This window comes from Siccirubricoccus soli (assembly GCF_024178315.1).
Classification (GTDB): domain Bacteria; phylum Pseudomonadota; class Alphaproteobacteria; order Acetobacterales; family Acetobacteraceae; genus Siccirubricoccus; species Siccirubricoccus soli.
Genome location: NZ_JAMZIK010000103.1, coordinates 1 through 15,242 on the forward strand (window position 1 = coordinate 1; position 15,242 = coordinate 15,242).

Sequence of the window (15,242 nt, forward strand, 5' to 3'; positions counted from 1 at the left end):
CCAGCGCGGCCTCGGCCTCGGCCAGCGCGGCGTCCAGCCGGCGGCGCTGCTCCACCAGCTTCGCGGCGCGGTCGCGCGCGGCGGCCAGGGCCGCGCTGGCGGCATTGGCCCGGGCGGCCTGCTCGGCAGCGTCCTCGGTGGCGGCATTGGCGGCGCGCTCGGCCTCCCGGGCAGCATCGCTGGCCTCCGCCAGCTTCGCTTCCGCCTCGGCCATCCGGATGGGGAGGCTGGCCTCCGCCGCTTCCAGCCCGCGCGCTTCCCGCGCTAGGCGAGTGGCGGCAGCCTCGGCATCGCTGGCCGCCTCGGCGGCATCCTCCAGGTCCCGCTCGGCCTGGGCGAGACGGGCCTCGGCTGCTTCCAGCGCGGCGATGGCGCGCTGCTCGGCGGCTTCCAGCCCCTCATTCTCCACCCGGCGGCGTTCCAGCGCGGTGCGGGTCCTGGCTTCGGCGGCGCGCGGCTCGGGCAGCGCGGCCTCGGCGGCGAAGCTGCGGCGGGCAGCGGCCTCCGCCTCGGCCTCGGCCGCCTGGGTGGCGGCGCGGGCCGCCTCCAGCCCTGCGGTCGCATGGGCCAGCGCGGCCGTCGCCTTGGCGTTCAGCAGCGCCAGCCACTCCGCCTCCGCCCCCCGCACCAAGCCGGAGAGGTTGCGGTAGCGGTTGGCCTGCCGCGCCTGGCGCTGCAGCCCCTGGCGCTGCGCCTCGAGCTGCCCGAGCAGATCCTCCGAGCGCGTCAGGTTGGTTTCGGCCTGGCGGAGCTTGAGCTCGGCCTCATGCCGCCGGGCGCGGAGGCCGCTGATGCCGGCCGCCTCCTCCAGCACCTGCCGGCGCTCCTCCGGCTTGGCGCCGATCATGGCGGCGACGCGGCCCTGGCTGACCATGGCCGAGGCGCGGGCGCCGGAGCCGATATCGGCGAACATGGTCTGGACGTCCCGCGCCCGGACCTCCCGCCCGTTCACCCGGAAGGCGGAACCCTCGCCGCGGGCGATCTTGCGGCTGATCTCGAGCTCCGGCGCCTCGGCATGCGGCGGCGGGGCGAGGCCGGCGGCGTCCTCAAGGTAAAGCGTCACCTCCGCCAGGTTGCGGCCCGGGCGGGTCGCGGTGCCGGCGAAGATCACGTCCTCCATCTCGCCGCCGCGCATGGAGCGGGCGGAGGTCTCGCCCATCGCCCAGCGCAGCGCCTCGACGACATTGGACTTGCCGCAGCCATTCGGCCCGACGATGCCGGTCAGCCCCGGCAGGACCTCGACATTCGTCGCCTCGGCGAAGCTCTTGAACCCGGCGATGCGCAGGCGCGCGAGCGTGGCCCGCGGCGCCTTCCGCTCCTCGGGCGCAGCATCCTCCGGGGGCGCGGCCTCCGCCTCGCTCAAGCCTTCTTCGCCTCCTCGACCAGGGCCTGGAAGCGCTCGAAGGGGATGCTGCCGGACTGGTTGCGCGGGGCGCGGTCGCCGGCGCGGAAGGAGAAGGTCGGGGTGGCGCGGATCTCGTATTCCCGCTCGGCGACGGAGCGCTGCTCCAGGATGGCGCGGGCGAGGCTGTCATCCGCCACCACCTCGTCGAATTTCGGCCGCGGCATGCCGGCCAGCCCGGCCATCTGGGCGAGGCCGGCCATCGGGTCGCGGCTGAAGGCCCAGCGGTCCTGGTTGTTGAGCAGGGTGCCGATGAAGGCCTCGTACTGGCCCTCCGGCAGGGAGCGGGCGACCTGGGCGGCGGTCAGTGCCAGCCGGTCCAGCGGGAAGTCCCGCCAGATCAGGCGGATGGCGCCCTTGTCCACCAGCTCCGCCTTCACCTTCGGGAAGACCTCCCGATGGAAGGCGGCGCAATGGGAGCAGGTGAGGGAGAAGAATTCCTGCACCCGCACCGGCGCGTCGGCCGGGCCGACGCCGCGCTCCGCCAGCCGCGGATCGGGCGCCTGCGCCAGGGCGAGACCCGGCAGCAGCAGGGCGGGGGCGGCGAGGATAGCGCGGCGGGTCGGCGACATGGGACCTCCGGGAGGCGGGCACCCCCGGGCGGGCCGGGGGATCATCGCCGGTTCCGATAGACTCCTGCCGCCAGCTTTGCCAGCGCTTCCCGCAGCTCCCCGGACGGCAGGGCCTCCAGCGCGGCATGGGTGGCGGGCGGCAGGGGGGCGGGTTCCGGCCGTGGCGGCGCGGCCTTCGGGGCGAGGCCGGGGAGCTGGACGAAGCGCAGCCTTTCCACTGCCACCCGGCCGAGATGGCCGTTGATCCGCTGGATGAGCTGGGGGGCGAGGTGGCTCAGCTCCATCGCCACCGGTCCCGTGCAGCCGAGGGTGAGGGTGCCCTGGGCCAGGCGTTGCGGCCGGGTGACGGCGGCGAGGGCCGGGCCGACCACATTCACCCAGTCCGCCAGCAGCATGGCCCCGGCCGGGCTGCGGCGCTTGAAGGCCGAGCGGGTCAGGGCCGGCAGCAGGGCGCCGAGCGGGCGGGGGCCATAGGGGCTGCGGGCGCCGCCCATTGGCCCGGCCGGCGACGGCGTGGCCCTGGCGCCGGCCGGAGCGGCGGCGTGGCCGGTCGGGGAGGATGAGCGGCTCTCCGATGGCGTGGCCCTGGGGGCGGCGTGGCCGGCGGGGGGGGGCGGGTGGCCCTCCGGTGGCGTGGCCCGGGAGGCGGCCTCGCCGGCCGGGGGCGGGGCGCTGCGGCGCCGGGCGCCGCCCTGCGGTGTGGGCCGCCTCGAAGGGTTGCTCCCTTGCAGGGTGCCTTGGCGCGGATCTGGGCTATCTTTGGCCATATGGCCATCCTACCCCCCGCCGCGCCGCTGCTCGACTGGTATGACCGCCATCGGCGGGTGCTGCCCTTCCGCGCCACGGAGGGGGCGCCCGATCCGTACCAGGTCTGGCTCTCCGAGGTGATGCTGCAGCAGACCACGGTGGCGGCGGTGGGGCCGCGCTTCGCCCGCTTCCTGGCGCGCTTCCCGGATGTGGCGGCGCTGGCCGCGGCGCCCGAGGCGGCGGTGATGGAGGAATGGGCGGGTCTCGGCTACTACGCCCGGGCCCGCAACCTCCATGCCTGCGCCAAGGCGGTGGCGGCGGCCGGCGGCTTCCCGCGGAGTACGGCGGGGCTGCGGGCGCTGCCCGGCATCGGGCCCTATACCGCCGCCGCCATCGCTGCCATCGCCTTCGGCGAGGCGGTGGTGCCGGTGGACGGCAATGTGGAGCGGGTGGTGGCGCGCCTCGCCGCCGAGGAGACGCCGCTGCCGGCCGCCAGGCCACGCCTGGCGGCGCTGGCCGCGGGGTTCATGACGGATGCGGCGGCGCGGGCGCGGCCGGGGGATTTCGCCCAGGCGCTGTTCGACCTGGGCGCCACCATCTGCACGCCGCGCGCCCCGGCCTGCGCCCTCTGCCCCTGGCGCGGCGGCTGCGCGGCACAGCTTCGGGGCATCCAGGCGGAGCTGCCGCGCAAGGCCGCCAAGCGCGCGCGGCCGCTACGCCAGGGCGTGCATTTCCTACTGCGCGACGCGGCCGGGCGGGTGCTGCTGCGCCGCCGCCCGCCGCGCGGCCTGCTGGGCGGGATGCTGGAACTGCCCGGCACCCCCTGGCGGGACGCGCCCTGGGAGGCGGCGGAGGCGCTGGAATTCGCCCCGCGCCCGGCCCTCGAGTGGCGGTCCCTGCCCGGCGTGGCACGGCACGGCTTCACCCATTTCGAGCTGGAGATGCGGCTGTTCGCCGCCGCGGTGCCCGAGCTTGCGGCCGGGGAAGGGGAGGAGCTGCGGCCGCTGGCGGGCCTGGACGCTGCCCTGCCCACGGTGATGCGGCGGGTGCTCCGCCTGGGAGAAGGGTAGCGGCACCGGGGCGGGGCAGGCTTCGCCACCGCCCGCAGCATCCGGCGCCGCCGCCCCTCTATGCCGGCCCGGTCACCGCCCCGGAGCTGCCATGCCTGCCCCCGCCGTCCTCTCCGCCACGCCCGGCTTCTTCGGTTGGCGCGTCGTCTCGGCCGCCTTCGTCGTGGCGATGTTCGGCTGGGGCGTGAGCTTCTACGGCCCGCCCATTTTCCTGCACACCCTGCAGGCCGAACGGGGCTGGCCGGTCGGGCTGGTCTCCGCCGCCATCACCTGCCACTTCCTGGTCGGCGCCGCGATCGTCGCCAATCTGGCCGGGCTCTACCGCCGCTTCGGCCTGGTCGCCGTCACCCGGGCGGCGGCGCTGGCTACCGCCCTGGGCTGTCTCGGCTGGGCGCTGGCGGCGCAGCCCTGGCAGCTCTTCGCCGCCACGCTGCTGAGCGGCTTCGGCTGGGCCGGGACCGGCGGGGCGGCGATCAACGCCATGGTCTCCCCCTGGTTCGACCGGCGGCGGCCGGCGGCGCTCAGCACCGCCTATAACGGCGCCAGCATCGGCGGGGTGCTGCTCTCGCCACTCTGGGTGCTGCTGATCGGCCGCTTCGGCTTCGCCGGAGCGATGACGCTGGTCGGCGGCGCCATGGTGCTGGTGCTGTGGTGCCTCGCCGGGCCAATCCTCGGCCGCAGCCCGGAGGCGATGGGCCAGGCGCCGGATGGCGCACTGCCCGGCACCGCGGCGCCGCGCCCGGCCGCCCCGCCGCCGGGCGGGTCGCTATGGCGGGATGGCCGCTTCCTCACCCTGGCCGGCGCCACCTCGCTCGGCCTCTTCGCCCAGATCGGGCTGATCGCGCATCTCTTCTCGCTGCTGGTCCCGACGCTCGGGGCGGAGCTCGCCGGGGTGGCGGCGGGGCTGGCCACGGCCTGCGCGATCCTCGGCCGTACCGCGCTGGGCTGGCTGCTGCCGCCCGGGGCGGACCGGCGCCGGGCGGCGGCGGCCAACTACCTGCTGCAATGCTGCGGCTCCCTGGTCCTGCTGGCGGCGGGCGGGGTCAGCGTGCCGTTGCTGCTGGCCGGCGTGGTGCTGTTCGGCCTTGGCCTCGGCAATGCCACCTCCCTGCTGCCGCTGATGGCGCAGCAGGATTTCGCCCCGGCCGAGGCCGGGCGGGTCGTCGCCCTGATCACCGCCTGCAGCCAGGCCGCCTATGCCTTCGCCCCCGCCGCCTTCGGCCTGCTGCGGGAGGCCGGCGCCCCCTGGGGCGGCCCCGCCGGGGCGCCCGCCCTGTTCCTGGCGGCCGCCCTGGCGCAGCTGCTGGCCGCCGGGGTGCTGCTCGGCGGCAGGCGGCCGCAGGCCGTGATTCAGCCGCCATCCCGCAGCGCATAGACCAGCCGCCCGGCCCATTCCCTGAGCGCATACCAGCTCTGGGCCCAGCGATCCGGCCGCGGCACCCAGTCCCGGAGGCGGCCATCCGGTACCCGGTCCATTCGCACCGGCGCCGCCAGCGTCACCATCCCCGCCCGGGCGAAGGCCTGCTGCGAGCGGGGCATGTGCCAGGCATGCGTCACCAGCCAGGCGGTGCCGATTCCCTCGGCCCGCAGAAGCCTCGCGCTGAACGCCGCATTCTCCCTTGTGTCGCGGGCGCGATCCTCCACCCAGCGCACCGGCACGCCGAATTCCTCCCGCAGCGCCGCCGCCATCACGCCGGCGATCGGCGGCTCCCCCCGCCCCAGCGCGCCGCCGGTGACCAGCAGCGGCAGGCCGGTGCGCCGTGCCAGCGCCGCGCCGGCGCGCAGCCGCTCCAGCGTCAGCGGCCCCACCTCCGCCCCTTCCCGCGTCCGCGCCGCCTCGCCGGAGAGCACGATGACGGCGCCGGGCGGCGCGCCGGCGGCCGGGTAGGGCTCGCCCACCCGCACCTCCCGCTCCAGCGAGGCGTAGAGCAGCCCGGCGCAGAGCGGCGTGGCGAGGAACAGCAGCAGCAGCGCCGCCAGCGCGACCAGCCCCCGCCGGCGCCCCAGCCCGCCCAGCAATGCCACCAGCACGAGGAGCAGTGGCGGCAGCAGCAGCGAGGTCAGGGTCCCCTGCATGCCTCGTCCCTGCCCGACGCCGCGCCGCTGGAGCGTGGCCGGTTGAGGCCGAATCGACCGAGACCGCGAATCACGCGACCAAACAATGAGCTGGAGCGGGACGGTAAGCGAAGCTCCACCGATCCCGCTCTAGCTGTAGAGATGTGCCCGCTCCGCCTGCCGCACGCTGTCATCCGCCAGAATATCGCGGCGGATGCGGCGGCAGGCGCGCCAGTCGAACCAGGTGTTCAGGCCGTTCCAGCGCAGCCGCATGTGCCGGTGCCGCGCCCGGTAGAGGTCCAGCACATGCGCCGGCATCGCCGCCGCGCCTTCCTCCCACAGCAGGGGGTAGAGCATGTTGGCCTGCTGCCGCCGCACCGCATAGCGCATCATCCGGTTGTGGTAGATCCGCCAATCGCCCGGGCGGAAGGGGGAGAGGGAGGGGTAGCTGAAGCCCGCCGCCTCGCAGGCGATGATGCGGCGGTCGTCCCGCTCCCCCCTGGTGTCCAGATTCCATTTGATGAGGGTGCCGACCAGCCCATCCTCCCCGAACATGCCGAAGGGCAGGCGGAGGCCGCGGCGGCGGAAGGCCATGACGCAGCGGTCGCGCAGGGCGTAGAGGTTGCCGGCGACGAATTTCTCCCGCACCAGATTGGCGCGGAACGCCGCCCGGGTGCGGCCGGAGACGGGCAGGCCGGCGCAGGCATCCGCCTCCGGCGCCGCGGCGAAGGCGGCGAGGAAGCCGGCGATGCTGCCCGGGGCGATCATCACATCGGCATCGGTGAAGACATGGATCGCGGCGTCTTCCGGTGCCACTTCATGGGTGTAGTGGTTCCAGGCATTGGCCTTGTCGCCGCGCTGGATCACCACCGGCACCAGTTCGAAACCTGCCGGCCTGTAGGCGCGGACCACCTCCTCCGTCCGGTCGCGGCAGCCATTGATGAGGACATAGATGCGCAGCCGGGCCTCCGCGGCGCACGCGCCGATCGCGTCCAGGCAGGCGGCGATGCCAGCCTCCTCGTTGTAGGCGAAGACCGCAATCGACACGATAGGACCGGCCATGCGAATAAGCCCCTGGTTGCCCCGTTAATAGCCTCGCGCCGTGCCGGGCGCAGCCCCCCTTTCGCCATGCCGGCCGGGGAATGGCCGGGCGGAGTCTGGACCCATTGCCTTGCCTGATGATGAAGCCGGGCCGGCACCGCGGCTGAGCGCCGCGCCGGTCCGGGATTTCGCCGCGCTCGGCGCCGAATGGCGGGGGCTGGAGGCGCGGGCGGCGCCCTACACCCCCTTCCAGTCCTGGTCCTGGGTGGGCTGCCTGGCGGCGGAGCGCTATACGGACCCGGTGCTGCTGCGGGCGGAGCGCGATGGGCGGCTGCTCGGCCTCGCCCTCTGCAACCGCGACGCCGGGCGGCTCTGCCTGGCGGAGGCGGGGGAGGTGGCGCTGGACGCGCCCTTCATCGAGCACAACGCGCCGCTGCTGGCGGCGGAGGCGGGGCCGGAGCTGGCCGCGGCGCTGCTGCGGCAGGGCTGGCTTGTGCCGGGGGTGCGGCGGCTGGTGCTTTCGGGCGTCGCGCCGGGGCTGGCGGCGGCGGCGGGCGGCACTCCCTGGCGCTGGCAGGCACGGCCGGCGCCCTGGGTGGATTTGGCGGCGCTGCGGGCGGCCGGGCAGGGGCATCTGGGCGCGCTCAGCGCCAATGCCCGTCAGCAGCTTCGTCGTGCGATGCGGCGGGTGGAGCGCCATGGCAAGCTGCGGCTGGAACGCGCCGGGACGCCGGCCGAGGCCGCCGCCTTCCTCGACCAGCTCATGGCGCTGCATGGCGAGAGCTGGCGGGCGCGGGGCCGGCCGGGCGCCTTCGCCACGCCCTTCGCCCGCCGCTTCCACCAGGCGCTGGTGGCCGGGGGCCTGCCACGCGGCGAGGTGGAGCTGCTGCGCATCAGCGCGGGGGAGCGGGTGCTCGGCCTGCTCTACAATTTGCGCCGCGGTGGTCGGATCCATGCCTATCAGAGCGGCTTCGCGCTGGGCGGCGAGGCGGCGCGGGACCGGCCTGGCCTGATCTGCCATCACCTGGCCATCGAGGCGGCCCTGGCCGAGGCCGCAGAATGTTACGATTTCCTGGCCGGCGAGGCGCGCTACAAGCGGAGCCTGGCGAATGCCGAGGTGCGGCTGGTCTGGGCGGAGCTGGTGCCGCCCTGGTCGCCCCGCGGCCTGCTCGCCCGGGCGCGGCGGAGCCGCCTCGGCCGCGGCGTGGAGAGGTTGGTAAGGCGATGCGGGGCGTAATGGGCACCGCCGGCGCGGCGTGCCGGCGGGTTGCAAGGGCCGGTGCGGCGTGCCGGCGAGGCGGGGGGCGCGGCGTGGCATGATCGACAATTTCGGGATCCTGGTGACCTGCCTGGCCTGCCTCTACGTCGCCTTCCGCGCCGTGCAGCTCGACGCCATGCTGCCCTGGTTCCAGCCGCCGCAGCGGCCCCTGGCGGAGGCGGAGGAGGTGGAGGCGACTCCGCCGCCGGCCGCGCCGCGCCGTGCTGCGCGCACCGCCGCCCCGCGGCCTGCCGGGGCCGAGGCCCGCCGCGCGCCGGAGCCGCCCACCCCTCCCCGCACCCCTGGGGGCGGCGGCTGGCGCGCCCGGGCGCGGCCGCCGGAAGGGCTCTGAACCATGCTGCGCAGCCTGTTCCTCATCGGGGTCTTCCTCGGCTTTCTCGGGCTCGGCATGGCGGCGCCCTTCGTGCTCAGCCTCGGCTATGTCTGGGCGAGCATCTTCCGTCCGCAATCCGTCGCCTACGCCATCCTGCCCGCCATCCCGGTCTCGCTCATCCTGGGGGCGCTCGCCATCCTCTGGTTCGTGCTGCGGGACCTGCGCTACCCGCCGCGGATGACGCCGGTGCTGGCCCTCCTCCTCGCCATGGCGGTCTGGGTGACCTTCACCACCGCGGTGCTCGCCATCGCCCCCGAGATGGCCTGGACGAAATGGGACTGGGCCTTCAAGACGATCGTCTTCGCCGCCTTCATGGTCTTCGTCTTCCGCTCCCGCATCCAGATCGAGGCGCTGGTGCAGGTGATCTGCTTCTCCTTCGCCGGGCATTTCCTGCTGGTCGGGGTGAAGACGCTGATCAGCGGCGGCGGCTACGGCAAGGAGCTCGGCCTCATCGGCGGCAATACCGGCTTCGGCGAGGGCGGGAATTTCGCCGCCGCGACGCAGATGTGCGTGCCGCTGCTGGTCTTCCTCGCCCGCCACAACCTGCTGGCGCCGCGCTGGAAGCTGGCGCCGCTCGGCTATCTCGGCCTCGCCGGCCTCGCCCTCATCGCCTCGGTCGGCACCTACCAGCGCAGCGCGCTGATCGGCCTCGCCGTGCTCGGTATCGCCTTCTGGCTGCGCAGCCGGCGGAAGCTGCTGGTCGGCGGCATCTGCGTGGCGGGGGCGCTGTTCCTCGCTTTCGCCACCTCCTCCGCCTGGCTGGAGCGGATGGAGACGATCGACGACTACAAGTCGGAATCCTCCGCCTACACCCGCATCCTGGTCTGGCAATGGACATTGGGCTTCGTCGCCGATCATCCGCTGGGCGGCGGCTTCAGCAGCTATGTCGTGAATGAGATCGCCGTCCCGCCGACGCCGGAGCGGCCGGAGGGCTATGTGCAGCATGGCCGCGCCTTCCACAGCAGCTACTTCGAGATGCTGGGCGAGCATGGCTGGCCCGGCCTGGCGCTGTTCCTGGCGCTGAACCTGCTGACCCTGCTGAACATGGAGCGGGTGCGACAGCAGGCCAGGGGGCGGGAAGACTTCCTTTGGTGCCGGGACCTGGCGACGGCGCTGCAGCTTGCCCTGCTGGTGCTGCTGTCCAGCGGCGCCTTCGTCGGCATCGCCTTCCAGCCGATGTTCTGGTACCTCTATGCGCTTGGCGCCTGCCTGCAGCACCACTGGCAGCGCGCCTCCGCCGATTTCCGCGTGACACAGCGAGCGGATGCGCTGGCCGCAACCGGCCGGGTGCCGCGCAGCCTGCGGAATGCCCAGGCGAAGGCGGCGGCGCGCTAGAGTGGATCGCCGTAGGGCAGCATCGCCCGAAGGCGTGAATCTGCCCTGCAAACAAAGGCGTAGAGCGCTTTCGGTGAACGCGTGCGAACCGAAAACGCTCTAGTGGCCTGATTGCGAAGTCCTGCGGATTTCGTTTTCAGGCCACCCGCCATTATCTGCAGCGGCCTGCCGATCCGCTGCGTTCGTGCGAAATTCCACGAACTTCGCGGGCAGGACACCAGAGCAATATCCGATCAGGTGGAGCAGCTTATCTTCGACCTGTTGGATCACACCGTGGTCCATCAGGCCGGAGGCCGTCCGGCAGGCCGCCGGCTCAGCGGCGGCGGAGCTGGAACAGCGCCTGCTCCCCGAAGAGATTGGCGAGACGGGGGGAGCGGCGCCACGGCGCCTTCAGCCCGTGCTCATCCACCGCCAGCCATTCCTCCACCACATAGCCGTCCAGGGCGCAGAGCTCGAAGAAGTCCCGGATGGTGCAGGGGTGAATGTTCGGCGTCTCGTGCCAGGGGCGGTGCCAGGTGCTGGTCATCGGCATCCGCCCGGTCGCCAGCAACTGCCAGCGTACGATCCAGTGGCCGAAATTGGGGAAGCTGACGATGGCGTGCCGGCCGATGCGCAGCATCTGCCGCAGCACCTCCCGCGGCTTCTCCACCGCCTGCAGGGTGCGGGAGAGCACGACGTAGTCGAAGGCGCCATCGGGGTAGAAGGCGAGGTCGTGGTCCGCATCACCCTGGATGACGGCGAGGCCGGCGGCGACCGCCTGGGTGGCGGCCGCCATGTCGATCTCGATCCCCCGCGCATCCGCCCCCTTCTCGGCGGTGAGATGGGCGAGCAGCGCGCCGTCGCCGCAGCCGATATCCAGCACGCGGGCACCGCGCGGGATCATCTCCGCGATCAAGCGGAGGTCGAGCCGCATGTTCTTGGCGACGTATCTGATTTCGCTGCTCCGCAGCGGGGGGCGGACATCCGCCGGCGAGTCGGGCATGGCTATGCTCCCACCCTGTCCGCCGCGCCGGCGAGGAACCCGCCCAGCGCCCGATGGAATTCCGGCTCCTCCAGCAGGAAGGCGTCATGCCCCTTGTCGGAGGCGATCTCGACGAAGCTGACATTCGCCGCCGCGGCGTTCAGCGCCCGGACGATGGCGCGGCTCTCGCTGGTGGGGAACAGCCAGTCGCTGGAAAAGCTCGCCACGAAGAAGCGCGTCGCGGTGCCGCGGAAGGCGGCGGCCAGGTCGCCCTCATGCTCCGCCGCCAGGTCGAAATAGTCCATTGCCCGGGTGATGGTCAGGTAGCTGTTCGCATCGAAGCGGCGGACGAAGGTGCTGCCCTGGTGGCGGAGATAGCTCTCCACCTCGAACACGTCCTCGAGGAAGGTGAGCGCCGCGGCGCCGCGCAGCCGGCGGCCGAATTTCCGCGTCAGCGCCTGTTCGGAGAGGTAGGTGATATGCGCCACCATCCGGGCGACGGAGAGGCCCTGGGCGGGGACCCGCCCATCCTCCCAGTAGCGGCCGCCCTTCCAGTCCGGGTCGGCATGGATGGCGGCGCGGCCAACCTCGTGGAAGGCGATGTTCTGGGCGCTGTGATAGGCGGCGGTCGCGATGGGCGCAGCGGCGAAGACGGCATCCGGGTAGGTCGCCGCCCATTCCAGCACCTGCATTCCCCCCATGGAGCCGCCGACCACGGCGAGCAGCCGGGGGATGCCGAGATGGTCCACCAGCATCTTCTGGGCGCCGACCATGTCCCGGATCGTCACATTGGGGAAATCCGTGCCCCAGGGCCGGCCGAGCGGGCGGCCGGCGGGGTCCGTCATCTCCTCCCGCGGGCCGGTCGAGCCCATGCAGCCGCCGAGGACATTGGCGCAGATCAGGAAGTAGCGGTCGGTGTCGAGCGGCTTGCCAGGGCCGACGATGCTCTCCCACCAGCCGGCACGGCCGGTCAGCGGGTGGCGCTCCGCCACATACTGGTCGCCGGTGAGGGCGTGGCAGATGAGGATGGCGTTGCTGCGAGCGGCGTTCAGCCGGCCATAGGTGCGGTAGGCCACCGCGACCGGGGCAATGGTCACGCCGCATTCCAGCCGCATGCCCTCGGCGAAGAGAGCACGCTGGTGGTCCACCTGGGGGAAGGGGGCGACGTGGGTGGTCATGCCGTTCCGTTCATGGGCCATGTGCAGGCGGGCGGATGCAGGTCCGCTGGCCTGCGGACCGGCGGACCTGCCGACGCTCCGGGCGCGGCCAGGGCCCGGCAGGCCATTGGAAACAAAGGATGCTGTCCCGAGGTTGAAAGGGTCCGGCCCCGGGACAGCAGCAGGAATAGGGTGCGCCGGCCCAGTCTTCAACAGCGGCTTCGACCGCAGCCCTGCCTTGGCGGCGCCCGCCCCCCCGGCTAAAGCTGCCCCGAAAGCTGGATCGAGATGACCCCGCCCCCAGACTCCGCCGCGGCGCCAGGCCCCGAAAACCTCCTCGCTGAGCTCCGCGCCGAGATCGACGCGCTCGACAGCGCCCTGCACGACCTCGTCATGCGCCGTGCCGAGGTGGTGGCGCGGCTGGCTGCCAGCGGCATCAAGGCCGGGCGCCAGGCCAGCCCGCTGCGGCCGGGGCGGGAGGCGATGATCCTCCGCCGCCTGCTCGCCCGCCACCACGGCCCGCTGCCGCGCCTTGCCCTGGTGCGGCTTTGGCGGGAGATCCTGGCCGGCTCCTCCGCCATGCAGGGCGGCTTCACCATCGCCGTGCCCGCCACGGGGGGCGAGCTGCTGCGCCTGGCGCGGGAGCATTTCGGCAGTCCGGCGCCGTTGCGCAGCGTGGAGACCGCGACCCGCGCCCTGTCCGCGGTGACGGAGGGCGAGGCGCAACTCGCCGTGCTGCCCCTGCCGGAGGAGGGCGAGGCGCCCGATCTCGCCTGGTGGACGCGGCTGGAGGTGCCGCGGCTGCAGGTGGTGGCGAGGCTGCCCTTCTACGCCCCGAAGGCGGAGGGCGTCCCGGAGGCGCTGGCCGTCACCCAGGGGCGGGCCGACCCCTCCGGCGCCGATCGCACCCTGCTGCGCCTCGAGATCGCCGATGACCGCGGCCGGGCGGCGCTGTCCGCCGCCCTGGCCGCCGCCGGCCTGCCGCCCCGGCTGCTGCTGCTGCACCGCGTCGGCGGCGTGGTGCTCGCGCTGGCGGAGGTGGAGGGGATGCTGGCGGAGGACGACCCGCGCCTTGCCGCCCTGCCCGTGGCCCGCGCCCAGATCCTCGGCGCCTATGCCGCGCCCGAGAGAGGAGAGTGACCCCGATGCCGAGCCTGCTGCCGCGCCCCACCATCCTCTCCATCGAGCCCTATGTCGGCGGCGAGTCCAAGCTTCCGGGCGTCAACCGCATCGTCAAGCTGTCCTCCAACGAGGGCGCCTTCGGCGTGCCCCCCGCCGCCAAGGCAGCCTATGCCGAGCTGGCCGGGGAGCTGCACCGCTACCCGGATGGCAGCGCCGCGCCGCTGCGCGCCGCGCTCGGCGCCCGCTTCAAGCTGGACCCGGCGAAGATCGTCTGCGGCAACGGCTCGGACGAGATCATCGCCCATCTCATCCTCGCCTTTGGCGGGGAGGGGACGGAGCTGGTGATGAGCGCGCATGGCTTCGTCATGTACGACATCGCCGGCCGCTATGCCGGCTGCCAGGTCATCAAGGTGCCGGAGAAGAACCTGACGGCCGATGTGGACGCCATGCTGGCCGCCGTCGGGCCGCGGACCAGGCTGATGTTCCTCGCCAACCCGAACAACCCCACCGGCTCCCTTCTGCCGGCGGCCGAGGTGGCGCGGCTGCGCGCCGGGTTGCGGGAGGACGTGCTGCTGGTGCTGGACTCGGCCTACGCCGAATACGTCACCCGGCCGGATTACGACCCCGGCACGGCGCTGGTGGAGGCCGGCACCAACACGGTGATGACGCGGACCTTCAGCAAGGTCTTCGGCCTGGGCGGCGTCCGCCTCGGCTGGTGCTACGCCCCGGCGCATGTGGTGGACGTGCTGAACCGCGTGCGCGGCCCCTTCAACGTGAATGCCCCGGCCATGGCCGCTGGCATCGCCGCCCTGGCCGAGCCCGGCTGGGTGGAGAAGAGCGTCGCCCACAATGCCGAATGGCGGGCGAAGCTGAGCAGCGCGCTGACCGCTGCCGGCATCACGGTGCATCCCAGCGAGGGCAATTTCATCCTGGCGGATTTCGCCACCGCCGCCCGCGCCAAGGCGGCGGATGCGGCGCTGAAGGCGCGCGGCCTCATCGTCCGCGCCATGGGCGCCTACAGCCTGCCGCAATGCCTGCGCATCACCGTGGGCACGGCGGAAGAATGCACCATGGTGGCGGATACCCTCGCCGCCTTCATGCAGAGCGCCGATGCCGCCTGAGCCCATTTTCGATCGGCTCTGCCTGATCGGCGTCGGGCTGATCGGCAGCTCCATCGCGCGGGCGGCGAAGGAGAAGGGCGGGATCGCCCGCACCATCGTCGCCCATACGCGGCGGGAGGCGACGCTGGCCCGGGTGCGGGAGCTGGGCTTCGCCGATGTGGTGGAGCCGGACGCAGCCAAGGCCGTCGAGGGCTGCGACGGCGTCATCCTCTGCGTCCCGGTCGGTGCCTATGCCGGGGTGATGCGGACCATCGCGCCGCATCTGGCGCCCGGCTGCGTGCTGAGCGATGTCGGCTCCACCAAGGGCAGCGTCATCCGCGACCTCTCGCCGCTGCTGCCGCCGGGGATCCACCTGATCCCGGCGCACCCGATGGCGGGGACCGAGCATAGCGGCCCGGATGCCGGCTTCGCCACGCTGTTCGAGGGACGCTACTGCATCCTCACGCCCCTGTCGGGCAGCGACCGCGCTGCGGCGGAGAAGGTGGCGGAGCTCTGGCGCCGCTGCGGCTCCATGGTGGAGCGGATGGATGCCGAGACGCATGACAAGGTCGTCGCCATCGTCTCCCACCTCCCGCACCTGATCGCCTTCACCATCTGCGGCACGGCGGACGACCTGGCGGAGGAAACGCGGGAGGCGGTGCTGAAATTCGCCGCCTCCGGCTTCCGCGACTTCACCCGCATCGCGGCCAGCGACGTGGACATGTGGCGCGACATCTTCCTCAACAACCGCGATGCGCTGCTGGAGATGCTGGCGCGCTTCACCGAGGACAGCCATGCGCTGGCCCGCGCCGTGCGCTGGGGCCAGGCGGAGTTCATCGAGGACCGGATCCGGCGCGGCCGGCGCATTCGGCGCGGGCTGATCGAGCGGAAGCAGGCGTGAGGCGGCGGGCGGCGCTGCCGGGGCTGGCGGTGGCTGGCCTCTGGCTTCGCCCGGCCCGGCCGCTTTCCTTGGCGCGGTCCTATGACTGCTTCTTCCAGTCGGGTTGCGCCAGCTCAAGGCGAACCCG

General features: G+C 73.4%; 15 protein-coding genes. 8 read left to right on the forward strand and 7 right to left on the reverse strand.

The window, feature by feature from the left end; genetic code table 11:
* The 3 genes from NJ376_RS29005 to NJ376_RS16460 form a co-directional block, all read right to left on the reverse strand.
* A partial coding sequence (locus NJ376_RS29005) for an AAA family ATPase (RefSeq protein ID WP_305879990.1) occupies positions 1-1,363 on the reverse strand: 1,363 nt, incomplete at its 3' end.
* Positions 1,360-1,974 (reverse strand): thioredoxin domain-containing protein, encoded by a 615-nt coding sequence (locus tag NJ376_RS16455; protein ID WP_252954372.1) that lies wholly within the window; start codon positions 1,972-1,974, stop codon positions 1,360-1,362. The genes NJ376_RS16455 and NJ376_RS29005, both read right to left, overlap by 4 nt.
* A gap of 41 nt (positions 1,975-2,015) precedes the next feature.
* Positions 2,016-2,468 carry a DUF721 domain-containing protein gene (locus tag NJ376_RS16460; protein WP_252954373.1) on the reverse strand — a complete coding sequence of 151 codons (453 nt, stop codon included), beginning with the start codon at positions 2,466-2,468 and terminating at the stop codon, positions 2,016-2,018.
* A 273-nt stretch (positions 2,469-2,741) separates the two neighbouring features.
* On the opposite strand from NJ376_RS16460, the gene NJ376_RS16465 reads away from it, so the two are divergent.
* On the forward strand, positions 2,742-3,791 hold the full coding sequence (locus NJ376_RS16465; protein WP_252954374.1) for an A/G-specific adenine glycosylase: 1,050 nt from the start codon (positions 2,742-2,744) through the stop codon (positions 3,789-3,791).
* A 91-nt stretch (positions 3,792-3,882) separates the two neighbouring features.
* Complete coding sequence (locus tag NJ376_RS16470; RefSeq protein WP_252954375.1) at positions 3,883-5,166, forward strand: MFS transporter; 1,284 nt, start codon at positions 3,883-3,885, stop codon at positions 5,164-5,166.
* Here NJ376_RS16470 and NJ376_RS16475 read toward each other — a convergent pair.
* Together NJ376_RS16475 and NJ376_RS16480 are read right to left on the reverse strand one after the other, a co-directional pair.
* Positions 5,142-5,867, reverse strand: coding sequence for a YdcF family protein (locus tag NJ376_RS16475; protein WP_252954376.1), 726 nt, complete (start codon positions 5,865-5,867; stop codon positions 5,142-5,144). The two genes, NJ376_RS16470 and NJ376_RS16475, sit on opposite strands and share 25 nt — an antisense overlap.
* Before the next feature lie 129 nt (positions 5,868-5,996).
* Positions 5,997-6,908: a glycosyltransferase gene (locus NJ376_RS16480; RefSeq protein ID WP_252954377.1), complete on the reverse strand. Its 912-nt coding sequence runs from the start codon at positions 6,906-6,908 to the stop codon at positions 5,997-5,999.
* 109 nt (positions 6,909-7,017) lie between these two features.
* Between NJ376_RS16480 and NJ376_RS16485 the strand changes: the two genes are divergently transcribed.
* The 3 genes from NJ376_RS16485 to NJ376_RS16495 all read left to right on the forward strand — a co-directional run bounded on the left by NJ376_RS16485 (position 7,018) and on the right by NJ376_RS16495 (position 9,874).
* Positions 7,018-8,124 (forward strand): GNAT family N-acetyltransferase, encoded by a 1,107-nt coding sequence (locus tag NJ376_RS16485; protein WP_252954378.1) that lies wholly within the window; start codon positions 7,018-7,020, stop codon positions 8,122-8,124.
* 79 nt (positions 8,125-8,203) lie between these two features.
* Entirely contained in the window at positions 8,204-8,497 is a 294-nt protein-coding gene (locus NJ376_RS16490; RefSeq protein WP_252954379.1) for a hypothetical protein, read from the forward strand.
* A gap of 3 nt (positions 8,498-8,500) precedes the next feature.
* A complete protein-coding gene (locus NJ376_RS16495; RefSeq protein ID WP_252954380.1) occupies positions 8,501-9,874 on the forward strand; it encodes a putative O-glycosylation ligase, exosortase A system-associated in 1,374 nt (457 codons plus the stop codon).
* 313 nt (positions 9,875-10,187) lie between these two features.
* Here the strand turns inward: NJ376_RS16495 and metW are convergent, their stop codons facing one another.
* Both metW and metX read right to left on the reverse strand, forming a co-directional pair.
* A complete protein-coding gene (metW, locus tag NJ376_RS16500; protein WP_252954425.1) occupies positions 10,188-10,787 on the reverse strand; it encodes a methionine biosynthesis protein MetW in 600 nt (199 codons plus the stop codon).
* Positions 10,788-10,858: 71 nt separating this feature from the next.
* Complete coding sequence (metX, locus tag NJ376_RS16505) at positions 10,859-12,013, reverse strand: homoserine O-acetyltransferase MetX (RefSeq protein ID WP_252954381.1); 1,155 nt, start codon at positions 12,011-12,013, stop codon at positions 10,859-10,861.
* Between the two features lie 267 nt (positions 12,014-12,280).
* On the opposite strand from metX, the gene NJ376_RS16510 reads away from it, so the two are divergent.
* Genes NJ376_RS16510 through NJ376_RS16520 form a run of 3 tightly spaced genes read left to right on the forward strand, consistent with a single transcriptional unit; the run spans position 12,281 to position 15,115 of the window.
* Positions 12,281-13,132, forward strand: a complete 852-nt coding sequence (locus NJ376_RS16510) for a chorismate mutase (RefSeq protein ID WP_252954382.1) — start codon at positions 12,281-12,283, stop codon at positions 13,130-13,132.
* 5 nt (positions 13,133-13,137) lie between these two features.
* Entirely contained in the window at positions 13,138-14,235 is a 1,098-nt protein-coding gene (gene hisC, locus NJ376_RS16515; RefSeq protein WP_256476402.1) for a histidinol-phosphate transaminase, read from the forward strand.
* Positions 14,225-15,115, forward strand: a complete 891-nt coding sequence (locus tag NJ376_RS16520; protein WP_252954384.1) for a prephenate/arogenate dehydrogenase family protein — start codon at positions 14,225-14,227, stop codon at positions 15,113-15,115. Before hisC ends, NJ376_RS16520 begins: the two co-directional genes overlap by 11 nt.
* The last annotated feature ends 127 nt before the right edge of the window (positions 15,116-15,242 follow it).